Origin of the sequence: Duganella sp. Root198D2 (assembly GCF_001428585.1) — a bacterium.
Lineage (GTDB): Bacteria > Pseudomonadota > Gammaproteobacteria > Burkholderiales > Burkholderiaceae_D > Rugamonas.
Window position 1 is genome coordinate 68,833 of sequence record NZ_LMIC01000011.1, and the last position, 20,211, is coordinate 89,043.

General features: G+C 68.1%; 12 protein-coding genes. 8 read left to right on the forward strand and 4 right to left on the reverse strand.

What is annotated here, in order from left to right; genetic code table 11:
* Genes ASE26_RS11985 through entS form a run of 5 tightly spaced genes read left to right on the forward strand, consistent with a single transcriptional unit; the run spans window position 1 to window position 11,525 of the window.
* Window positions 1-1,653 carry a PepSY domain-containing protein gene (locus ASE26_RS11985; protein WP_057246297.1) on the forward strand — a complete coding sequence of 551 codons (1,653 nt, stop codon included), beginning with the start codon at window positions 1-3 and terminating at the stop codon, window positions 1,651-1,653.
* Entirely contained in the window at window positions 1,650-2,873 is a 1,224-nt protein-coding gene (gene fes, locus ASE26_RS11990) for an enterochelin esterase (RefSeq protein ID WP_055929952.1), read from the forward strand. Before ASE26_RS11985 ends, fes begins: the two co-directional genes overlap by 4 nt.
* The gene (locus tag ASE26_RS11995) at window positions 2,870-3,082 is read left to right on the forward strand and encodes an MbtH family protein (protein ID WP_055929955.1); all 213 of its coding nucleotides are present in this window, start codon (window positions 2,870-2,872) and stop codon (window positions 3,080-3,082) included. Before fes ends, ASE26_RS11995 begins: the two co-directional genes overlap by 4 nt.
* A gap of 9 nt (window positions 3,083-3,091) precedes the next feature.
* Window positions 3,092-10,279, forward strand: a complete 7,188-nt coding sequence (locus tag ASE26_RS12000) for a non-ribosomal peptide synthetase (protein ID WP_057246298.1) — start codon at window positions 3,092-3,094, stop codon at window positions 10,277-10,279.
* 16 nt (window positions 10,280-10,295) lie between these two features.
* Window positions 10,296-11,525, forward strand: coding sequence for an enterobactin transporter EntS (gene entS / locus ASE26_RS12005; protein WP_229208145.1), 1,230 nt, complete (start codon window positions 10,296-10,298; stop codon window positions 11,523-11,525).
* On the opposite strand, the gene pcaD is transcribed toward entS, so the two are convergent.
* Window positions 11,522-12,313: a 3-oxoadipate enol-lactonase gene (pcaD, locus tag ASE26_RS12010; protein ID WP_055929960.1), complete on the reverse strand. Its 792-nt coding sequence runs from the start codon at window positions 12,311-12,313 to the stop codon at window positions 11,522-11,524. The genes entS and pcaD overlap by 4 nt on opposite strands.
* Window positions 12,314-12,416: 103 nt before the next feature.
* Between pcaD and ASE26_RS12015 the strand changes: the two genes are divergently transcribed.
* Window positions 12,417-13,322 (forward strand): LysR family transcriptional regulator, encoded by a 906-nt coding sequence (locus ASE26_RS12015; RefSeq protein ID WP_055929963.1) that lies wholly within the window; start codon window positions 12,417-12,419, stop codon window positions 13,320-13,322.
* On the opposite strand, the gene ASE26_RS12020 is transcribed toward ASE26_RS12015, so the two are convergent.
* The 3 genes from ASE26_RS12020 to ASE26_RS12030 form a co-directional block, all read right to left on the reverse strand.
* Entirely contained in the window at window positions 13,285-14,409 is a 1,125-nt protein-coding gene (locus ASE26_RS12020) for a branched-chain amino acid ABC transporter substrate-binding protein (RefSeq protein ID WP_055929966.1), read from the reverse strand. The two genes, ASE26_RS12015 and ASE26_RS12020, sit on opposite strands and share 38 nt — an antisense overlap.
* A gap of 71 nt (window positions 14,410-14,480) precedes the next feature.
* A complete protein-coding gene (locus ASE26_RS12025) occupies window positions 14,481-15,278 on the reverse strand; it encodes an ABC transporter substrate-binding protein (protein WP_055929969.1) in 798 nt (265 codons plus the stop codon).
* An 84-nt stretch (window positions 15,279-15,362) separates the two neighbouring features.
* On the reverse strand, window positions 15,363-17,519 hold the full coding sequence (locus tag ASE26_RS12030) for a hypothetical protein (protein ID WP_156409919.1): 2,157 nt from the start codon (window positions 17,517-17,519) through the stop codon (window positions 15,363-15,365).
* Window positions 17,520-17,655: 136 nt separating this feature from the next.
* Between ASE26_RS12030 and ASE26_RS12035 the strand changes: the two genes are divergently transcribed.
* Complete coding sequence (locus tag ASE26_RS12035; RefSeq protein ID WP_055929975.1) at window positions 17,656-17,916, forward strand: hypothetical protein; 261 nt, start codon at window positions 17,656-17,658, stop codon at window positions 17,914-17,916.
* 15 nt (window positions 17,917-17,931) lie between these two features.
* Entirely contained in the window at window positions 17,932-20,211 is a 2,280-nt protein-coding gene (locus ASE26_RS12040; RefSeq protein ID WP_082591345.1) for a catalase, read from the forward strand.

A 20,211-nucleotide genomic window follows, 5' to 3' on the forward strand; every position in this document is an offset into this window, starting at 1 on the left:
ATGAAAGTCCGCAGCGATATCCTTCGCATTTACCAGTCACTTCATACCTGGACCGGCATCTGCGCCGGCATCCTGCTGTTCATCGGCTTTTTCGGCGGCGCACTGACCATGTTCAAGCATCCGCTGGAACGCTGGGTCAGCGCACCGTCCGCAGTCGCCGGTGCGCTGGCGCCGCAGCAGGTCGACACCGTCGTACGCGACGTGCTGGCGGCGCACCCGGCCGCACGGGAAGAATTTACGCTGCACGTGCTGCGGCATGAGAACAATCCGGCGCCGGTGACCTGGAGCGCAGGGCATGCGGGCCGCGACATCGACCTGGATGCCATGCGCTGGCAGGGAATGCTGGATGCGCAGGGCAGGCTGGTGGCGCAGGAAGTGCGTCCTTCCCTGTTCGGCGAACTGGTGGACATGCTGCACCGTACCGGCGGCATTCCCGGCACCTTGGGCGACGAGTACCTCGGCGTGTACCTGATGGGCGTGGCGGGCGTGCTCTATTTCCTGGCGCTGGTGTCCGGCGTGATCCTGCTGCTGCCGACGCTGGTCAAGGACTTCTTCGCCCTGCGCAAGGGCAAGAACCGCAAGCGCTTCTGGCTCGATGCGCACAATGTGATCGGCATCGCCAGCCTGCCGTTCCACATCGTGATCAGCCTGACGGTGATCGTGTTTGCTTTCCACGACCAGTTCTACGGCAGCCTGCAGCAAGTGGTGTACGGCGAGAAGAAGATGTGGATGCGCCCGGCCGGGACGCCGGGCCCGGGCGATGTGGCGAAGCTGGCGCCGGCCAGCGAGCTGCTGCGCCGCGCGCAGCTGGAGGCGCCGGGCTTCGAGGTGACCGACATGCTGTTCATGGACCTGGAGAGCCCGCGGCCGCTGGTTCGCGTCGGCATAGCCAACGAGGACTATGTGGTGCGCGGGGCGGTATCGGGCTATCTCCTGATGGATCCGTACAACGGCGAGGTGCTCAACACCAGCATGCTGCCGACCAAAAGCGACACCTGGAGCAGCATCGTGGCGCCATTCTTCTCGCTGCACTTCGGCAGCTACGGCGGCGACTGGATACGCTGGGCCTATTTCGCATTCGGGCTGTCGGGGGCGTTCCTGTTCTACTCGGGCAACCTGCTGTGGGTCGAGAAGCGGCGCAAGAACCAGCTGCGCGACCAGGCGCCGCCGGAGCAGCCGCGCCGCACGGCCTTGCTGGCGGCAGCTACCGTGGGTATCTGCCTCGGCAGCGTGGCCGGCGTGGCAGGGGCCTTGCTGGCTGCGAAATGGCTGCACGCATCGGCAGGCAATCTCAATGCGGCGCTGATGACGTCCTATTATCTGGTGTTCCTGGCATGCGTGGCCTGGGCCTTTTGGCGCGGCGCTGCGCGGGCTGCGCCCGAGCTGCTGGCGCTGTGCGCCCTGGCCGGGTTCGCGATCCCGGCCACCTCGCTGCTGGCGCGTCTGCTGCCTTCGCTTGGCATGTGGGCGCACGGCAGCATGGGCGCGCTCGGCGTCGACCTGGCAGCGCTGGCGCTGGCATTGCTGCTGGCATGGGCGGCGCGCCTGGCTGCACGCCGTGCCCGCAGCGGCCCGGTGGATAGCGTGTGGGCGGCTCCTGCCGCCGCCGTTGCCTTGCCCGGTCCGGCACAGCCCCTGGAGCGCCGGGCATGATGGATCGCGCCGATCTTGGCAGCGCGTCGTGGTGGAGCGGGGTTGCCGCGCGCGGCACGCCGCTGTTGCGGGTCGCTGAAGGCGAGGATGGGGCCATGGCCGCCGTCACTTTCCTGTGGCGCGAACCTGCGGCCGCGCAGACGCAGGATGTCTACATTGACGTGTACTCGCACACGCCGCACCCCAGCAACGGGCCGGCCGCCATGCGCCGCCATCCCGGCACCGATGTCTGGAGCTGGGAGACTACGCTGCCTTGGGACTGGCGCGGCAGCTATTTCCTGCTGCCGGTGGCAGCGGGCCAGCAGCCGCCGCAAGAGGGCGGTGGCGCAGCCTTGCGCCGCTGGTGGGTCGGTTTGCTGGAGACCAATGCCCAGGCCGACCCGCTCAATCCGGGGCCGGCCCATGGCGGCAATTGGGGCCAGCCGCTGTCGCCCCTGGTGCTGCCCGATGCTGCCGTGCACCGGGCCTGGGACCGGGCTGGCGGTGCCTTGCCCCAAGGTCGCCTGGCCCGCCATCGCTGGCAGAGCGCCGCGCTGGACATCGGCCGCGAAACATGGATCTACCGCACGGCGCCGCATACGGCGTGCGAAGCGCCACTGGTGCTCCTGCTGGATGGCCAGTACTGGGCGCAGCAAATGCCGCTGTTCGGGGCGCTGGATGTGCTGACAGCGCAGGGGGAGCTGCCACCGGCGGTCTACCTGCTGGTGGATGCCGTATCGCCCGGGCGGCGCGCGCTGGAGCTGCCTTGCCACGCCCCGTTCTGGGAAGCGCTGCTGGAGGAGCTGCTGCCTGCGGCGCACGCGCTGGAGCCGTTCAGCGCGCAGCCCGGCCGCACGGTGGTCGCCGGCCAGAGCTTCGGCGGCCTGGCGGCAGCCTATGCGGCACTGCACTGGCCCGCGCGCTTCGGCAATGTGCTGAGCCAGTCGGGTTCCTTCTGGTGGCCGGATCCATCCGATACCGCCAGCGGCGGCTGGCTCGCCGGCTCGGTAGCCCAGGGGCCGGCGCTCGGCCAGCCGCTGCGCTTCCTGCTGGAGATCGGCTGCTACGAAGACGAGATGCTTGGCCCTAATCGTTCCTTCCACCAGGCGCTGTGCGCTGCCGGCCACCGTTCCTTCCTGCGCGAAGTGCGCGGCGGCCACGACTGGCTGTGCTGGCGCGACGGCCTGCTGGAAGGCTTGTGTGAATTGATGAAAGACTTTGACGAGACCGAACAACCATGAACAACGAGAACACGACCAATCCATTTGACGACGAGCGCCACCAGTTCACGGTGCTGCGCAACAGCTCTGGCCAATACAGCCTGTGGCCTGAATTCGCCGCGCAGCCGGCCGGCTGGCAGGTGCAGCACGGACCGGCGCCGCGCAGCGAATGCGTTGAATTCATCGAGCGCCACTGGCTCGCGATCAACCCGTTCGCAGCAAGCGCCTGAGGAGCCCCCATGGACCAGCAATTCCTGCCGCTGAACGGCAGCCAGCTTGGCATCTGGCTGGCCGACCAGGTGGCTGAAAACAAACAAGGCTACGTGATTGCCCACTGCATCGAAGTGCGCGGCGCCCTGCAGCCGGAGCTGTTGTCGCGCGCGATCCAGCTGGGACTGGCCGAAGCCGATACGGTGACCGCGCGCTATGTGCAGACCGGGGACGGCGCCCGCCAGCAGTTGCGCGGCGCCGATGCTGCCCATGCCATCGCGCCGCCAGTGCAGCTCGACCTGCGCAGCCATGCCGATGCACGGCAGCAGGCCGAGGCCTGGATGCGCGCCGACATGGCCGCGCCATTCGATCTGTCCGGCGGCGAGGCGTGCTACCGGCAGGCGCTGTTCCAGGTCGGCCCGGACCACTGGCTGTGGTACCAGCGCTTCCACCACATCATGCTTGACGGCTTCAGCTTCCTCGCGCTGACGCGCCGGATTGCCGCCCACTACACCGCGCTCGCCGCCGGTGTCGAGGCCGCAGCGGCGCCATTCGTGCCGGTCGCCGTGGCGGTTGAGGAGTATGAAGCCTACCAGCGCAGCGAGTCCCGCGAGCGCGATCGCGCCTTCTGGGCCGGTTTCTGCGAAACTTTGCCGCCGGCCGCCAGCCTGTCGCTGCGCAATGCTGCGCCATCCGGCCAGGCGCTCAGCGTGGCGTGGGAATTCCCCGCCGCGGCAACGGCAGCCCTGCAGCAGCATGCCGCCGGTGCTGGCCTGGCAGTGCCGGACCTGCTGCATGGCCTGCTGGCGGCCTACCTGTACCGCATGACTGGCCAGAAACGCCAGGCCATCGGCATGCCGTTCATGCGCCGCATGGGCTCGCGCGCCATCAATGCACTGGCCCCAGCCGTCAATGTTCTGCCGCTTTCGGTGGAGATGGAAGGCAGCATGGATTGGTTCTCGGTATCGCGCGCCTTCCGCGCCGCCGCGCAGGCGGTACGCCCGCACCAGCGCTACGAAGCGGAGCAGATCCAGCGCGATGCAGGCCTCGTCGGCAGCGGCCGCAAACTGTATGGCGCGCTGGTGAACTTCAAGATGTTCGATTACCGTCTGGACCTGGCAGGCCTGCAGGGCCGGACGCACCACCTGGCCACCGGGCCGGTGGACGACCTGGAATTCAACCTGCAGGTGGCCGAACGCATTTCGCTGGAGCTGCGCGCCGACGCGGCACGCTACGAACTTGCGGAGCTGGAGCAGCACGTGACCCGGCTGGCCGGCATGCTGGAGCAATGGCTGACGCAGCCGCAGCGCGAGCTGCAGGCGCTGGCGCCGGCAACGGAGGGGGAGCTGGCCGCCATGGGCGCGTGGTCGCGCGGACCGGACGTCGCGGCGCCGGAGGTGGACCGCCTGTCCTCCCTGCTGGCGCAGCAAGCGGCGGCGCGGCCGGACGCGCTCGCGCTGGTGTGCGGCGCCGACAGTGTGACTTTCGCCGGACTGGCGGGCCGCGTGGCGCAGCTGGCGCGCCTGCTGCGCGCCCAGGGCGCCGGTCCTGGCCGGGTGGTGGCCGTTGCCATTCCCCGTTCCACCGGATCGGTGGTTGCGATGCTGGCGGTGATGGAGTGCGGTGCCGTCTTCCTGCCGCTGGACCTGGACTACCCGGCGGACCGCATCGCCCTGATGTGCGAAGATGCGGCACCCGTGCTGCTGCTGTCCAGCGCTGCGGCTGCGATCGCGCTGCCGACCGGTATCGCGCGCATCGACCTGGATAGCGAAGCTGCACACACCGCGCTGGCGCAATTGTCGTCCGCGCCGCTGCGCGAGGATGAGCGCGGAGGTCCGCTGCCGGCCGACAGCGTGGCGTACATCATCTTCACTTCCGGCAGCACCGGGCGGCCGAAAGGCGTGATGAACACCCATGGCGCCCTGCTCAACCTGTTCCTGGCGCACGAACATACCGTGTACGGCCCGGCGCTGGCCGCCGTGGCCGAACGCCATCCGGGCCGTGCCCTGCGCGCCGCCCACACCCATTCGTTCTCCTTCGATTCTTCGTGGCTGCAGCTGTTCTGGATGCTGCGCGGCCAGGAGCTGTACGTGTTCGATGAAGAGCTGCGGCGCGATGCCTACGGCCTGGTGCAGGAGGTGCGCCGTATCGGTATCGACGCGTTGGACCTGCCGCCTTCGTTCCTGGCGCAGATGCTGGGCAATGGCCTGATGGCGCCGGACGCGCACCAGCCGACGCTGCTGCTGATCGGCGGCGAGGCCGCGCCGGCGGCCCTGTGGCAGCAGCTGCGCTCCTTCCCGGGCCTGCAGGCGCACAACCTGTACGGCCCGACCGAATACACGGTGGATACCTTGCGCGCGGCGCTGGCCGACAGTGAACTGCCGGTGGTCGGGCGCCCGATCGGCAACACGGTGGCGCACGTGCTGGACGCGCGCCTCATGCCGGTGCCGGTCGGGGTGGCAGGGGAGCTGTATATCAGCGGCGCCGGCCTGGCCCTGGGTTACCTGGCGCGCGGTGGCCTGAGTGCCGCGCGCTTCGTCGCCTGTCCGTTCGGCGAGCCTGGCGGCCGCATGTACCGCAGCGGCGACCTGGTACGGTGGAACCATGCCGGCCGCCTGGAATTCCTCGGCCGCGGCGACGACCAGGTCAAGGTGCGGGGCTACCGCGTCGAACTGGGCGAAGTGGAGAATGCGCTGTCGCTGCTGCCGGGCGTGGAAAGCGTAGTGGTGCTGGCGCAGGCTGTGAACAACACGCACCGCCTGGCCGGCTATTGCGTGGTGCCGGGCCTGGACCAGGCCGGGCGTGCCGCGCGCAGTGCCGAACTGCTGGCCGCGCTGCGCCAGACCTTGCCGGACTATATGGTGCCGGCCGCGCTGGTGGTGCTCGATAAGTTCCCGCGCAACGTCAGCGGCAAGGTGGACCGCAAGCAGCTGCCGCCGCCGCATGCCGCTGCTGCGAACGTGCCGGCCGCGCTGGACGAGGCGGCAGGAGCATTGCCGCTGCGGGTGGCACGCGCGATGGCCGAGGTGCTGAAGTTGGCCCATGCTTCGGTCGACGATGATTTCTTCGCCCTCGGCGGCGACAGCATTTCCGCCATCATGCTGTGCACCACGCTGCGCCACGGCGGCCACCTGCTGCGTCCCTCCGCGGTGTTCGCACAGCGCACGCCGCGTGCCATGGCCGTCCAGCTGGCGCCGTTTGCCGCACTGGAAGCCGTATTGCCGGCCGGCGCAGCCGCGTTGCCTGCCGTGACCGCGCAGCAGCGCGAACTGCTGCAGCGGCGCCATGGCGTCCATGGCGATATCCTGCCTGTGCTGCCGCTGCAGGAGGGCATGCTGTTCCATGCGCAAACGGCGCAGGGGCGGGGCAGCTATAACGCTTTCACGCTCTTGCACCTGCAAGGCGAAGTCGATGCGGCGCGCCTGGGCGTGGCGCTTAACGCAGTGCTGCGCCGCTATCCGCAGCTGGGCGGCATGTTCGACCTTGACGCAGCCGAACGGCCGCTGTTCCTGATGCCCGCGCCGGCGGCGGTGCCGGACTGGCCATGGCAGCAGCATGACTTCAGTGGCTTGCCGGAGGCAGGGGCCCAGGCGCAGTTGGCTGAGCTGCAGGCTTCCCTGCTGGCGCGGGACGGTTCGACCACGCGCTTCGGCGGCATGCTGCAGGCGGCCCTGGCGACCATGGCCCCGGGCCGCCACGTACTGCTGCTGGTGGTGCACCACCTGGTCATCGATGGCTGGTCCACGCCGCTGCTGCTGCGCGACCTGCTGGCAGCCTACCGCGAACCTGGCGCGGCGTTTGCGCCGCTGCGGGCAGGCTACGGCCAGTTGCTGGAGCGCCTGGCGCAGCGCGATACCGCGGCTGCGCAAGCCGCCTGGCGCGACGACCTGCAGGGGGCGGAGCCCTTGCTGCTGTTCGACGCCGCAGCGCAAGCCGCACCGGTGCAGGAGTACATGCTGGAACTGCCGGCATCGCTGAGCGCGAAGCTGCAGGAAGAGCTGCGCAGCCGCGGTATTACGCTGAATGTGCTGATGCAGGCGGTCTGGGGCCAGGTACTGGGCATGATGTCCGGCCGCAGCGATGTGCTGTTCGGCAGCCCGGTATCGGGCCGCCACAGCGAAATCGACGGCATCGAAGAGCAGGTTGGCCTGTTCCTGAACACGATTCCGGTGCGGACCCGCCTGGATGCGTCGCAATCCCTGTGGGACCAGCTGCCCGCGCTGCAGCGCCGCCATATCGCCCTGATGGAGCACGACGGCCTGGGGCTGGCGGCGATCCAGCGTGCGGCCGGCGTGCCTGCCTTGTTTGACACGCTGCTGGTGGTGGAAAACTATCCGGACAACGCCTACCTGGCGCAGGACCTGCCTGGGCGCGACAGCCAGCCGCTGCGCATCGGCGAAGTGCTGAACCGCGGCTACAGCCATTATCCGCTGGCCCTGCTGGTGCTGCCGGGCGAACGCCTGTCGCTGCTGGTGGAGCAGCGCGGCGCCGCCGTCGACGCGGCCATGCTGGCCCAGCGCGTGGTGCAGGTGCTGCGCACAGCGCTGTCGCAGCCGCATTTGCCGCTGTCGCGCTACCCCTTGCTGACATCCGGCGAGGAGCAGGCGCTGGCTGCCGCCAACGACACCGGCGTCGACCTGTCCTCCCTGACGCTGCGCGACGTGCTGGCGGCCCAGGCCCAGCGCACACCGCGCCGCCCGGCGCTGGCCGATGCGCGAATCGGGCTGGATTACGCCGAAACGCGGCGCCAGGTTTGTATCCTGGCCGGGAAACTGCTGCAGCAGGGCGTGCAGCCGGGCGATATCGTGGCGGTGGCGTTGCCGCGCTCGGTGCGCCTCAGCATCGCCATCATGGCGGTGACTGAGGCCGGCGCCGCCTACCTGCCACTGGAGCTGGCATATCCCGCCGATCGCCTGGCTTATATGCTGGCCGACGCCGCACCCCGCCTGCTGCTTACCGACAGCGCCCACGCCGGCCGCTTCGATGCCTGCGCCGCGCCGGTGCTGCGCTTCGATGAACTGGCGGGCGCCGGCGAGCCGGCGCCAACACTCGAAGTGAAGATCACGCCGGCGCATCCGGCCTACGTGATCTACACTTCCGGCACCACTGGCCGTCCCAAGGGCACCATGGTGCCGCACAAGGCTATCTACAACCGTATCGCATGGATGCAGTACCAATACCAGCTGCGCGAAGAAGACGTGGTGCTGCAGAAAACCCCGTGCGGTTTCGACGTGTCGGTGTGGGAGTTCTTCTGGCCGCTGATGCAGGGCGCCTGCCTGGTGCTGGCGGAGCCGGATGCGCACCGCGATCCGGCGGCGCTGGTGCAGGCGATCGAGCGGCATGGAGTCACTTGCCTGCACTTCGTGCCCTCGATGCTGTCGGTATTTGCCGGCCACCTGGCGGAACTGGAATCGCGCCGCTGCGCCAGCCTGCGCCTGGTGTTCTGCAGCGGCGAAGCGCTGGGCAAGTCGCTTGCGTGCGAGTTCGCACAATACAGCGCGGCGGCGTTGCACAACCTGTACGGTCCGACCGAGGCGGCGGTAGACGTCAGCTACATGCCGGCCTTTGGCGACCTGGGGCAGGGCGGAGCCGGCGTGCCGATCGGGCGCCCGGTCTGGAATACCCAGCTGCGCGTGCTGGACCGCTGGCTGCGCCAGGTCCCGCCTGGCGCAGTCGGCGAGCTGTACCTGGGCGGCATCCAGCTGGCGGACGGCTATATCGGCAAGCCGGGCCTGACTGCGGCGCGTTTCGTGGCCGACCCGTTCGTGGCCGGCGCACGCCTGTACCGCACCGGCGACATCGTGCGCTGGCTGGATGGCGGCATCGTGGAATACCTGGGCCGCGCCGACGACCAGTTGAAGATCCGTGGCCAGCGCATCGAGCTGGGCGAGATCGAAGCGGTCCTGCGCGAGCAGCCGGGCGTGGCGGAAGCGGCGGTGCATGCCGCGGTGCTGGGCGGCGAGAGCGGCGGCGCGGATGCGCGGCAGCTGCTGGCCTACGTGGTGGCGGCAGCCGATGCCAGGCCGGACGGCGAGCAGCTGCGGGCCGCGCTGGCGGCGCGCCTGCCGCCGCACATGGTGCCGGTGGCGGTGCAGGAGCTGCCGGCGCTGCCGCTCAGCGCCAACGGCAAGCTCGATCGCAAGGCGCTGCCGCTGCCGGCGCGCGGCGGCAAAGTGGACGCCCGGGCGCCGGCGCGCGGCCTGGAGCAGCGCCTCGCCGAAGTTTTCGCGCGCGTGCTGGGACTGGAATCGGTCGGCGCCGACGACGATTTCTTTGCCATTGGCGGATATTCGCTGCTCGCCATGAAGCTGGCGGCGGAAGTGCGGCGCACGCTGCAGCGGCGCATCACAGTAGGCCAGGTCATGACGGCGCCGACGGTGGCGCGCCTGGCGGCGCTGATGAATGGACAAGGCATGGTCAATGACTTCGGCAACGACGGCTTCGACCAGGTGATCCAGCTGCGCCAGGGCGATGGGCCGCCGCTGATCTGCTTCTATCCCGGCTCCGGTTTTGCCTGGCAGTACAGCGTCCTGTCGCGCTACCTTGGCGGCGGCCGCGCCATTGTCGGCCTGCAGTCGCCCCGTCCGCACGGGCTGGTCGCTGCCAGCCGCGACATGGAAGCACTGCTGGACCGCCAGGTCGAAATCGTACGCGGCGTGCAGGAGCAAGGACCGTACTACCTGCTTGGCTACTCGCTGGGCGGCACCGTTGCCTATGGCGTGGCCGAGCGCCTGCGGGCGCAGGGTCAAGAAGTCAGCTTCCTTGGGCTGCTCGACACCTATCCGGCCGAGGTGCATGACTGGAGCGATCCGCAAGGGGCTGAAGCGGCGCTGGGCGCGCAACGGGAGCAGGAACGCCTGCTGGGCGATGCTTATGAGGGAGAAACGGACGATGTGCTGCAGCAGGAAAAGGCGGCGATGCTGGAACAGGTTTTTGCCAACTACCGCGATGCGGTACGCCTGCTGGCGCAGGCGCGGACGCCGGCTTACGACGGCCCGGTCACGCTGTTCATCGCGGGCCAGTCCCTGCCTGGCTACATCCGCCCGGTCGAAGCATGGCGCAAGCACGTAGCCGACCTGGAAGTGCACCACCTGGCGCACTGTTCGCATGAAAACATCCTGTCGCCGCAATCGCTGGAGACGCTGGGCCCGTTGCTGGACCGGGCTATCGACGGTGCCGGGCAGCGGCTCCGGCTGCGCCAGCAACGCCGCGCATGAAAGGAATAGAAAGAAAATGAGTATGAAAATGTTTGTCGACCTTGGCCTGCTGCGGCGCAACCGCGATTTCCGCAGCGTCTTCATCGCCCGCACCATTTCGCTGCTGGGACTTGGCATGCTGTCGGTGGCGGTGCCGATGCAGGTGTTTGCGCTGACCGGCGACAGCCTGCAGGTGGGGCTGGCGCTGGCGCTGGAAGGGGGCGGCATGTTTGCCGGCCTGCTGCTGGGCGGCGTGCTGGCCGACCGCTACGACCGCCGCAAGCTGATATTGCTGGCGCGCGCCATCTGCGGTTTGGGTTTTGTCGGCCTGGCAGCCAATGCCTGGCTGCCGGCGCCCTCGTTATGGGCGGTCTGCCTGCTGTCGGCCTGGGATGGCTTCTTCGGCGCCCTTGGCGTGACAGCGCTGCTGGCCTGCATGCCGGCCATCGTCGGCCGCGAAAACCTGATGCAGGCGCGCGCGGTGAGCATGGTCTCGATGCGGCTGGCGACGGTGATCTCGCCCGCCATCGGCGGCACGCTGATTGCCGCCACCGATGTGGGTTGGGCCTACGCCATTGCCGCCATCGGCACCGGGCTGACGCTGCTGCCCTTGCTGCGCCTGCCCGCGATGCTGCCGCAGCATGCCAGTGACGAGCATCCCTTGCGCGCGCTGGCAGACGGCGTACGTTTCCTGTCAACCAGCCCGGTGCTGGCGGCGACGTTGCTGGTCGGCACGCTGGTGACGCTGACCACGGCGGTACGGGTGCTGTTCCCGGCCATGGCGCCGGGGGCGCTGGAACTGGGCCTGATGTACTCCGCGGTGTCGCTGGGCGCCACGCTGGGCGCCATCCTCAGCGGCTGGACCGAGCGCCTGCAGCGTCCAGGGCAGGCCATGATTGCAGCCAGCCTTGCCGCGTTCGCCTGCCTGATGCTGCTCGGCGCCCAGCCGGCATTCCCCTTGATACTGGCGCTGCTGGCCTGCTTCGGCTATTGCGTGTCGATTGCATCGCTGCTGCAGTACGGACTGGTACAGGGCCACACGCCGGACCACTACCTGGGGCGCGTCAACGGCCTGTGGGCAGCGCAGGATGCGGCCGGCGACTCGCTGGCCACGATCGGCATTGGGCTGCTGGGCAAGCTGCTGTCGGCCACGGCAGGCATCTTCGTGCTCGGCGCCACCGCGGGCATACTGGGCCTGGCGATGCTGGGCCTGTGCAAGCGCCTGCGCAGCGTGCCGCTGAATGATCCCTCGCTGCCCGCTGCCTAAGCGAGGGCAGCTGGGCGCAGGAAGTCCAGTACTGCGGCGCTGAATTGCTCCGGCAATTCAATGTTCGACAGGTGGACGGTCGGCAGGGTCAGCAGGCGTGCGCCGGGGATGGCCGCCGCGATGTCGGCGCCGTGCCGGGCCGATGTCACAGTGTCGTCGCGACCGGCAATGACCAGGGTCGGGGCTTCAATCAGCCTGATGGTACGGCGCAGGTCCGCGTCGCGCACTGCCGCCAGGCTGGCGGCAAGGCCTTGGCGTGTCGTCGCCAGCAGCATCTCGCGGAACTTGCCGACCGGCGGGCGTTGCGCGGCAAGCATATGCGCCGGGAACCAGCGCGCAAGGAAGCCCTCGGCGGTATCGTGCATGTCGCTTGCGGCGCGCACGCTTGCGATCTGCTCGTCAAAGCCTTCCGGTCCCAGGTTGGCGGCGGTATTGGCCAAGACCAGGCGCGCCACCCGTTCGGGGGTATGGATGGCCAGCCATTGGCCGATGAAGCCGCCCAGCGAGAGACCGAGGAAGTGCGCGCGCCGGATGCCGAGGGCATCCATCATCTCGAGCACGTCGCGGCCCAGGCGGTCGAGGGAATAGTCGCCGGCCGGCACATCCGATGCGCCGTGGCCGCGCGTGTCGAAGCGCAGTACGCGGAAATGCTGCGACAGCGCAGCCACTTCGCCATCCCACATGTGGTAGCTGGTACCGATCGAATTGGACAGGATCAGGACGGGCAGGTTTTCCGAGCCGTCGAAGCGGTAAGCAATGCGCACATTGTCGCCGGTGGTGATGTACATGATGCAGGTCCTTTCAAAAAGCAGTTGATGGACCGGATCTTAGGTGCGCTTGCCGGAAAAATATATTATAAAGATCGGCATATCTTTGTAAGGAAAATGGACATTGAGCACATTCACCCTGCACGACCTGCAATGTTTCGACGCGGTGGCCCGCAGCGGCGGCTTCCAGCCTGCCGCGGAGCTGCTGCATCGCTCCCATCCGGCGGTGCACGCGGCGGTGACGCGCCTGGAGCGGCAAACCGGCCTGCAACTGCTGGACCGCAGCGGCTACCGCGTCACGTTGACCGCGGCGGGCAAGTCCTTCCACCGCAAGGCGCAGGCCACGCTGACCGAGTTGAGCGGGCTGCAGGTGCATGCCCAGCAACTGGCCATGGGCCAGGAGGATGAACTGCGGGTGGTCATCGGCGATATGTGCCCGCAGCGCGAAGTGCTGGCGACACTGGCCGCATTCTTCCGCAACCGCCCGGCAACACGCCTGCACGTGCAGGTCGAGGCGGTTACCGGCCCGATCGAGCGGTTATACGACGGCGATGCGGACCTGATCGTGCACGGCGTCGACCAGGGCGATCCGCGCATCGAATGGATGCCATTGTCCAGGATCCCCTTCGTGCCGGTGGTGGCGCCGGGCTTCCTGCGCTTCCCCGCCAGCGGTGCGATCAAGCCGGTGCAATTGCGCGGGTACACCCAATGCGTGATCCGCGACACCGCGCGCCATACGCCGGGCAAAGACTACTTCATGGTCGAAGGCGCGCACCAGTGTTCGGTGCCGGACCAGCAAATGAAGAAAGAGATCATCCTGCAAGGCCTGGCCTGGGGCCATTTGCCGCGCTTCCTGGTGGAGCGCGAGCTGGAAGAGGGGAGTCTGCTGTCGATCGCCGGCAGGTACCTGCCGGGAAGCGTGGAAGAGCTGGTGGCGGCGCGCCGCAACGACCGGCCGCATGGACCGGTCGCGCAGGAATTATGGGAATTCCTTAGTAGCTCGAAATCGCAGCCGGCTGGCCGTTCTTGAAGTTGAAGATGGTCACCGGCGAAGACTTCATATCGCCCTTGGCATCAAACGCGTAGGTGCCCGAAACGCCCTTGTAGCTGCCAGCCGAGATATCGGCGCCAACCTTGACAGGGTCGATGGAATTCACCTTCTGCATCGACGCTGCGTACATCAGCACGGCGTCGTAGTAGGCCGAAGCGTAGACGTCGGGTTCGGCGTTGAAGCGCTTCTTGAACTTCGCCTTGAAGGCCGGGCCGGAAGCCGCCTTCTCCAGCAGCGCTCCGCCCTGGGCGCACAGCACGTTGTCGCCGACGGCGTCGCTGCCCAGCTTGCCCATCTCCGCGGTGCAGATGGTGTCGCCGCCCAGCAGTTTGGCCTGGATGCCCAGTTGCTTCATCTGGCGCGCCATCGGGGCGCCTTGTGGCGCGTAGCCGCCGAAGAAGACGGCCTGCACGTTCTTCGACTTCAGCTTGGTCAGGATGGCGGTGAAGTCGACCGCCTTGTCGGTGGTGTACTCGTGGCCCGCGACCTGCATACCGGAAGCGCGCGCCTGCTTCTTGAATTCTTCCGCCAGGCCCTGGCCGAAGGCGGTGCGGTCGTCGATCACGGCGACGTTCTTCACCTTCAGCTCATTGGCAGCGTAGAGCGCCATCCTGGAGCCGAGCTGGGTGTCGCTGGCGTTGATGCGAAAGATGTTCTTGTAACCTTGTTGCGTTAACTTCGGGTTGGTCGCCACCGGTGCGATCAGGGTACCCGCTTCGTTGTAGATGCGCGATGCCGGGATGGCGACGCCGGAGTTGTATGGGCCGACCACGTATTTGACGCCGGCATCGGCCAGCTTCTGTGCGGCCGAGACGCCAGCTTTCGGGTCGCCCTGGTCGTCTTCCGACATCAGCTCGAATTTGATTTTCTTGCCGCCGACGGTGATCGGTTTGGCGTTCAGTTCCTCGACGGCCAGGCGGGCGCCGTTTTCATTGTCTTTGCCGGAAAACGCTTGTGCGCCGGACAGTGGGCCGCTATGGCCGATCTTTACCACCGTGTCCTGCGCGCAGGCGCCAGCGGCCATTGCCAGCAGCGCCACCGCGCTTACCGAGTGCTTCAGCTTCATCGAGGGGTCTCCCTTTATTTGTCGATGGCGTGATTATCCACAATCCGGGCCGCGCGGCAAGCCGCACCGCATCATGGCGCTCGACGGGTCTTCGGGAGCGAGGCGGGCTTCTGCTGCCGTGCAAGGGCGGCGTTGATACGGTCGATCAGTCCTTCATCCTTGCCCTTCGACATGGCGAAGAACTGCTGGTTCCCGACCTGCAGCGGATGCGGCAGCACGCTGAGGGTCAGGCCTTGCGGCAGCGACAGCTCGCGCGCCAGCGGGGCGGCAAAGGTACGCAGTTCGGCTTCCACTTCTGCTGCATTCTGCCAGCCTGGCTGGTAAAGCAGCACAGCGTCCACCCGTTTCAGGAAAAGGCGCTGCAGGCGGGTCGCGCGCGAGGGGATGTCCTCTTCGACGCGAAACAATTTGTTACGCGATTGTTCGAACTCGGCGCCGTAGCCATAGCCGCGTACGGCGCCGACGGACTTGCCTTTCAGGTCGGCCAGCGATGCAAACGGAAAGGTGGCGTCGCTGCGGGTGACGATCCAGAGCGTGTTGCTGACGGCGGCTTCGCTGTAGCGCAGCTCGCGCAGGCGCTCGGGGTTCTTGGGCAGGCCGAAGACCAGCCCCGCGCCGTTGCGGGCATTGCGTTCGGCACGGGCCCAGGGGTACAGGCGGACCTGGAATTTGACGCCCAGTTCGGCCTCCAGGTATTCGAACAGTTCGCGTTGCCATGGGCGCAGCGGTTTGACCTTGCCGCTTTCGTCCAGCGATTCGCCCACAATCAGCGTGACCGGCTGCGGCTCGGCCTTGGCAGGCAAGCCAAGGGCGCTGGCCAGGAGCAGTGGGGCGGTGCGCAGCAGGCGGCGCCGGGCGTGGGAAATCATGCGCCTGATTATGCAGGGGTCTGGCAGGGCGGGCTAGCAAATTGCGCAGCAGGTAGTGCGAGGGCGCAACGTTTCTCTTGCAGATCAGGCATTGTTGTCGATTCGGCTGCCGAGGGCGGGTGCCGTTCCCGTTGCAGCTGCGGCGCCGGGTGCTGGCCCGTTGCGGGCCAACGCACCTTCGCCGGGCGTGCCGCCGCCCGTTGTCCCGCCGCCAGTCTCGCCGGCAGTCTCGCCGGCCGCTGCGCCGGCGCGTCCACCCCCGGGTTGCGCGCCCGTGCCCGTGCCGGTACCGCGTCCGGTTGCCGCTTCGCCGGCGCGCTGGACGGGGCGGGACTGGACCGGGGCGACCGGCGTGGTGGCGGGCACGGCCACCGGTGCCGGAACTGCCTCGATGGCGGGTGCGGTGGCAGGTGGGCGACCTGCCGCCGCCGCGATATCGCCGGTACGGTAGGCTGCCACGGCGGCCGCAATGGCCGGGTCGGTGGCTTGCTGGCGCTGGGTTTGCAGCGAAGCCGGGGCTGCGGCGCGGCGTGCCGCCTCGGCAGCCTGGGCCGCGCGTTCGGCTGCGGTGCTGGCTTCCTGCGCGGCAGCGGCGGCAGACGCCGTTGCCGCGGCGGTGAGCGTAGGCTGGCCGATACCGATACCGGTGCCTGCCGCTGCCCCTGGACCCGGGCCGGCCGCGATGCCGGTGGCCGTGGCGCCGCTGACTTGCGGGCCGGCGGCGCTGGTGGCGGCCTCCGCTGGGCGGATCGCCGTGTTGCCTGGCGTAACTGTGCCGTCTGGTGCTGCCGGGGCGCCAGCGGTGGCCGGGTTGGGCGGCGCGCCGGGCGGCGCAATGGCAGCGTTGCTTGCCAGGGTTGCAGCGGCCTGGGCGGCGGCCTGTGCTTCGCGCAAGGCTTGCCTGCGCGCTTCGAGGCGCAATTCGGTTTGTTCGATTTCGAGGTCGCGGGTGACGTCGCGCGCGTCCTCCAGGCGCTGTGCGGTCAGGCGGTCTTGCAGGGACAGTGCTTGGGTGGCCGCGGCTGCGCGGGTGCGTTCGGCGTCGTCTTCCATACGTCTTGCCTCTGCTGCAGTGGCATTGCTCCGGACCTGTCGCGTGCGTGCGGCAGTCGTCGCGGCTTCCGCAGCCCTGGCTTCCAGCGCGGCGGGTGTCGCTTCGTCACTGGCTGTCGAGGCAGGGGCGCCAGCGCCTTGCTGGCCGGTCCGGGCCAGGCGCGCTTCGGCGGCCAGGGCTTGCTGGCGATCGCGGGCAAGGCGCGCCTCGCCGGCTGCGCTGGCTTCTGCCGCGGCGTTGGTGGCCGCTGCCTGTTGGCGCGCCAGGGCTGTGCGCGCATCGTTCGTCGCTGCGTTCCCGGCTTCGGCATTGGCGGTCGCGGCTTGCTGGCGCGCCAGGGCCAGCCGTGCAGCAACGGCTTGTTCCGACTCAAGTGTTCCGGCCTGCTCGGCGACCAGGCGGCGCGCGGTGTCGAGGCGGTCGGCAGCGGCGCGTTCGGCGCGGGTGCGGCCCAGCTGGCCGGCCTCTGCTTCCTGCAGCGCCGCGCGGCGTTCGGCATTGAGGCGATCAGCCAGGGCCTGGGCTGCCAGGTCTTGCTCGCGCGTACTCTCCAGTTGCCGTGTCGTTGCGGCCTGTGCCTCGGCCAGGCGCTGCTGTTGCGTATCGTTAAGCTCATCGGCAGCCAGGGCCGCGCCCGCAACTTGGCGCGCCTCCAACAATTGATCGGCGGCAACGCGCTGCTGCGTAGTCAGTTCGGCCAGGTTGGGGGAGGGTGTCGCCAACTCCTGCGCGGCGGCATCGGGCTGCAGCGCGGCCGCAGCATCGCCGACGACTGCGGCCGCCTCGCCCAGCGCGGACAAGGCGCGCTGCGGTGCCGCATTGAATGCTGCAGTCAATGAATCCTCATCCGCCGAAAGCGTGCCGCCGCTGGCGACATCGATGCCAGCCCGGCCGAGCGCCGCCTGCTGCGATGTCAAGACCGCTGCCAGCGAAGGCGGCGCATTGGCATTCGCGTTATCGACAAGCTGCCGTGCCGCCGCGGCGAACGCCGCCGCATCGCCACCATTGGCGGCAAGCTCGCGCAAGCGCCGCTGCGCCAGCACCAGGTTGGACAGGAACAGGCCCAGCGAAGACACCGAAGGTGCCGTTTCGGCGGGCGGCGGGGTGGCGGTGGCAGGCGCCACACGATCGCCCAGCGTTGCCGGAGTGACAGTGGTGGCACTGCTGACAGGGTCGATAGGAATCACGCGGCACCTTTCAACGGGGACAATTGCAGGTTGCCAGAAATCGCGGCCGCGCATCGTTAGGTGGCGCACGGTGGGCGCAGGCGTGCAGCCTTATCTTGACCCTTCCACTGCAACCCTAACGACGAGGAACCCGATCATGGATAACAACATCACCCGCAGCGAAAACCCAGCCAAAGACCTGCGCGCCGGTATGCACAGCACCATCGATAAAGTAGCCGACAATATCACCAGCATCACCGACCAGGTAGGCGTCAAAGGCGACCAGTTGAACGCTGCCTATAAACGATTTGCGGAATCCGGCCGCAATTATGTGCGCCAGAGCCCCGGCAAATCGTTGCTGGTAGCGCTGGCCGCTGGCTACGCTGTCTCCAAGCTGCTCGGTACGCGTAAGCACTAAGCCGGGGAGCGCGCCGTGCCCACAAGCAAACCTGACCCGGCTAAACGCGGCGCTGGACTGGCCGCGCAGTTTCCCTATAACGTTAACAAGGCTGCGGAGCACGGCGCCGGCATACCGTCCACAGGGGCCAATACCAGCCCTGCGGACCCGCTGGAAACAGCCAGCAGCGCGAGCGAAAGCGCCGCTTCGCCCAAGGCCGGCGCGGGCGTGCCGCCGCAGGGTGTCAATCCCGGCAACGGCCCGCTCGACCGGCTGCGTACCGATGCCGCCGGCCGCCCGCTCACTACCAACCAGGGCGTGCCCGTATCGGACAACCAGAATTCCTTGAAGGCCGGCTTGCGCGGCCCCGCGCTGCTGGAAGACTTCATCCTGCGCGAGAAGATCACGCACTTCGACCACGAGCGGATTCCCGAACGGGTAGTGCATGCACGCGGCTCCGCTGCGCATGGGTATTTCGAGTGCTACAGCGAATTGTCCGAACTGACGCGCGCCTCGCCATTCGCGGCCGCCGGCAAGCGCACACCGGTGTTTGTGCGTTTTTCCACTGTCGCCGGCGAGCGCGGTTCCACCGACACCGCACGCGACGTGCGCGGCTTCGCGGTCAAGTTCTATACCGATGAAGGCAACTGGGACCTGGTCGGCAATAACATCCCGGTTTTCTTCATCCAGGACGCGATGAAATTCCCGGACCTGGTGCATGCGGTAAAGCCCGAGCCGCACAACGCGATGCCGCAGGCGGCCAGCGCGCATGACACCTTCTGGGATTTCGTGTCCCTGATGCCGGAATCCATGCACATGCTGATGTGGGTGATGTCGGACCGGGCGATCCCGCGCAGCTTCCGCACCATGCAGGGATTTGGCGTGCATACCTTCCGCCTGGTGAATGCGGCGGGACAGTCGCGCTTCGTCAAATTCCACTGGCTGCCCAGGCAGGGCACCTATTCCCTGGTGTGGGACGAGGCGGTGCGCATCTCCGGCGCCGATCCCGACTTCCACCGGCGCGACCTGTGGGAATCGATCGAGATGGGCGAATACCCCGAGTGGGAGCTGGCGCTGCAGGTCTTCACGGAAGAAGAAGCGGCCGAATTCCCCTTCGACGTGCTGGACCCGACCAAGATCGTACCGGAAGAACTGGTGCCGCTGCAGGTAGTCGGGCGCATGGTGCTGGACCGTAACCCGGACAATTTCTTTGCCGAGACGGAGCAGGTGGCGTTCTGCGCCGCGCATGTGGTTCCCGGGATCGATTTCAGCAACGATCCATTGCTGGCGGGGCGCATCCATTCCTACGTGGATACCCAGATCAGCCGACTGGGCGGGCCGAACTTCCACGAAATCCCGATCAATGCGCCGCTCGCGCAAGTGCACAACAACCAGCGCGACGGCATGCACCGGCAGGCTATCCATCGCGGCCGCGTTGCCTATGAACCGAACTCGCTGGGCGGCGGTTGCCCGTTCCAGGCCGGCCGCATGGGCTTCATGTCCTTCCCGGAGCCGATGCAGGAAGATAAGGTGCGCGGCAAGCCGGAGCTGTTCGCCGACCACTATTCACAGGCGCGCCTGTTCTGGCAAAGCCAGACGCCGGTCGAGCAGATGCACATCGCCCATGCTTTCAGTTTCGAATTGAGCAAGGTGCAGGTGCCGGCGATCCGCGAACGCACCCTGTCCATGCTGGTCAATGTCGATGCGGCGCTGGCGGATATGGTGGCGCTGCGCCTCGGCACCAAGGCGCCGGATCCGCAACCGATGGCTACCACGGGCGAGCTGCCCACCTACCAGCCGTCGCCGGCGCTGTCGCTGATGGCGCGGCCGGGCCAGGCCGGTGTCCATGGGCGCAAGGTGGCGCTGCTGGTTGCCGCCGGCTGCGACGAGGCCATGGTGGATGCGCTGCAGGCCGAGCTGGAAGCGCAGGGGGCTGTCACGCGCCTGGTGGCGCCGCATGTCGGCCTGGTCGGTGGCCTGGAAGCCGATATGTCGCTGGAGACCGGGCCGGCGGTGCTGTTCGATGCTGTCGTGGTGCCGGACGGGAGTGCGGCAGCCGAGGCACTGGCCGCCAATGCGCTGGCAGTGGAGTTCGTGACCCTGCAATACCGTCACTGCAAGCCTTTGATGGTGGTCGGGGCCGGCGCAACGCTGCTGGCGGCGGCGGGAATTCCAGCGACCTTGCCGGGCGGCGCCCCCGACCCGGGCCTGGTGGGAACGGCGCCGGCCGACTTGCAGCCGGCGCTGGCGGCATTCATCGCGGCCCTGGCCGGCCCGCGCATGTTCGACAGGGAGACCGATCCGCCGGTTGTATGA

Coding starts and splice junctions, on each gene's coding strand:
- ASE26_RS11985 (WP_057246297.1), top strand. CDS start 1: ATGAAAGTCCGCAGCGATATCCTTCGCATTTACCAGTCACTTCATACC.
- fes (WP_055929952.1), top strand. CDS start 1,650: ATGATGGATCGCGCCGATCTTGGCAGCGCGTCGTGGTGGAGCGGGGTT.
- ASE26_RS11995 (WP_055929955.1), top strand. CDS start 2,870: ATGAACAACGAGAACACGACCAATCCATTTGACGACGAGCGCCACCAG.
- ASE26_RS12000 (WP_057246298.1), top strand. CDS start 3,092: ATGGACCAGCAATTCCTGCCGCTGAACGGCAGCCAGCTTGGCATCTGG.
- entS (WP_229208145.1), top strand. CDS start 10,296: ATGAGTATGAAAATGTTTGTCGACCTTGGCCTGCTGCGGCGCAACCGC.
- pcaD (WP_055929960.1), bottom strand. CDS start 12,313: ATGTACATCACCACCGGCGACAATGTGCGCATTGCTTACCGCTTCGAC.
- ASE26_RS12020 (WP_055929966.1), bottom strand. CDS start 14,409: ATGAAGCTGAAGCACTCGGTAAGCGCGGTGGCGCTGCTGGCAATGGCC.
- ASE26_RS12025 (WP_055929969.1), bottom strand. CDS start 15,278: ATGATTTCCCACGCCCGGCGCCGCCTGCTGCGCACCGCCCCACTGCTC.
- ASE26_RS12035 (WP_055929975.1), top strand. CDS start 17,656: ATGGATAACAACATCACCCGCAGCGAAAACCCAGCCAAAGACCTGCGC.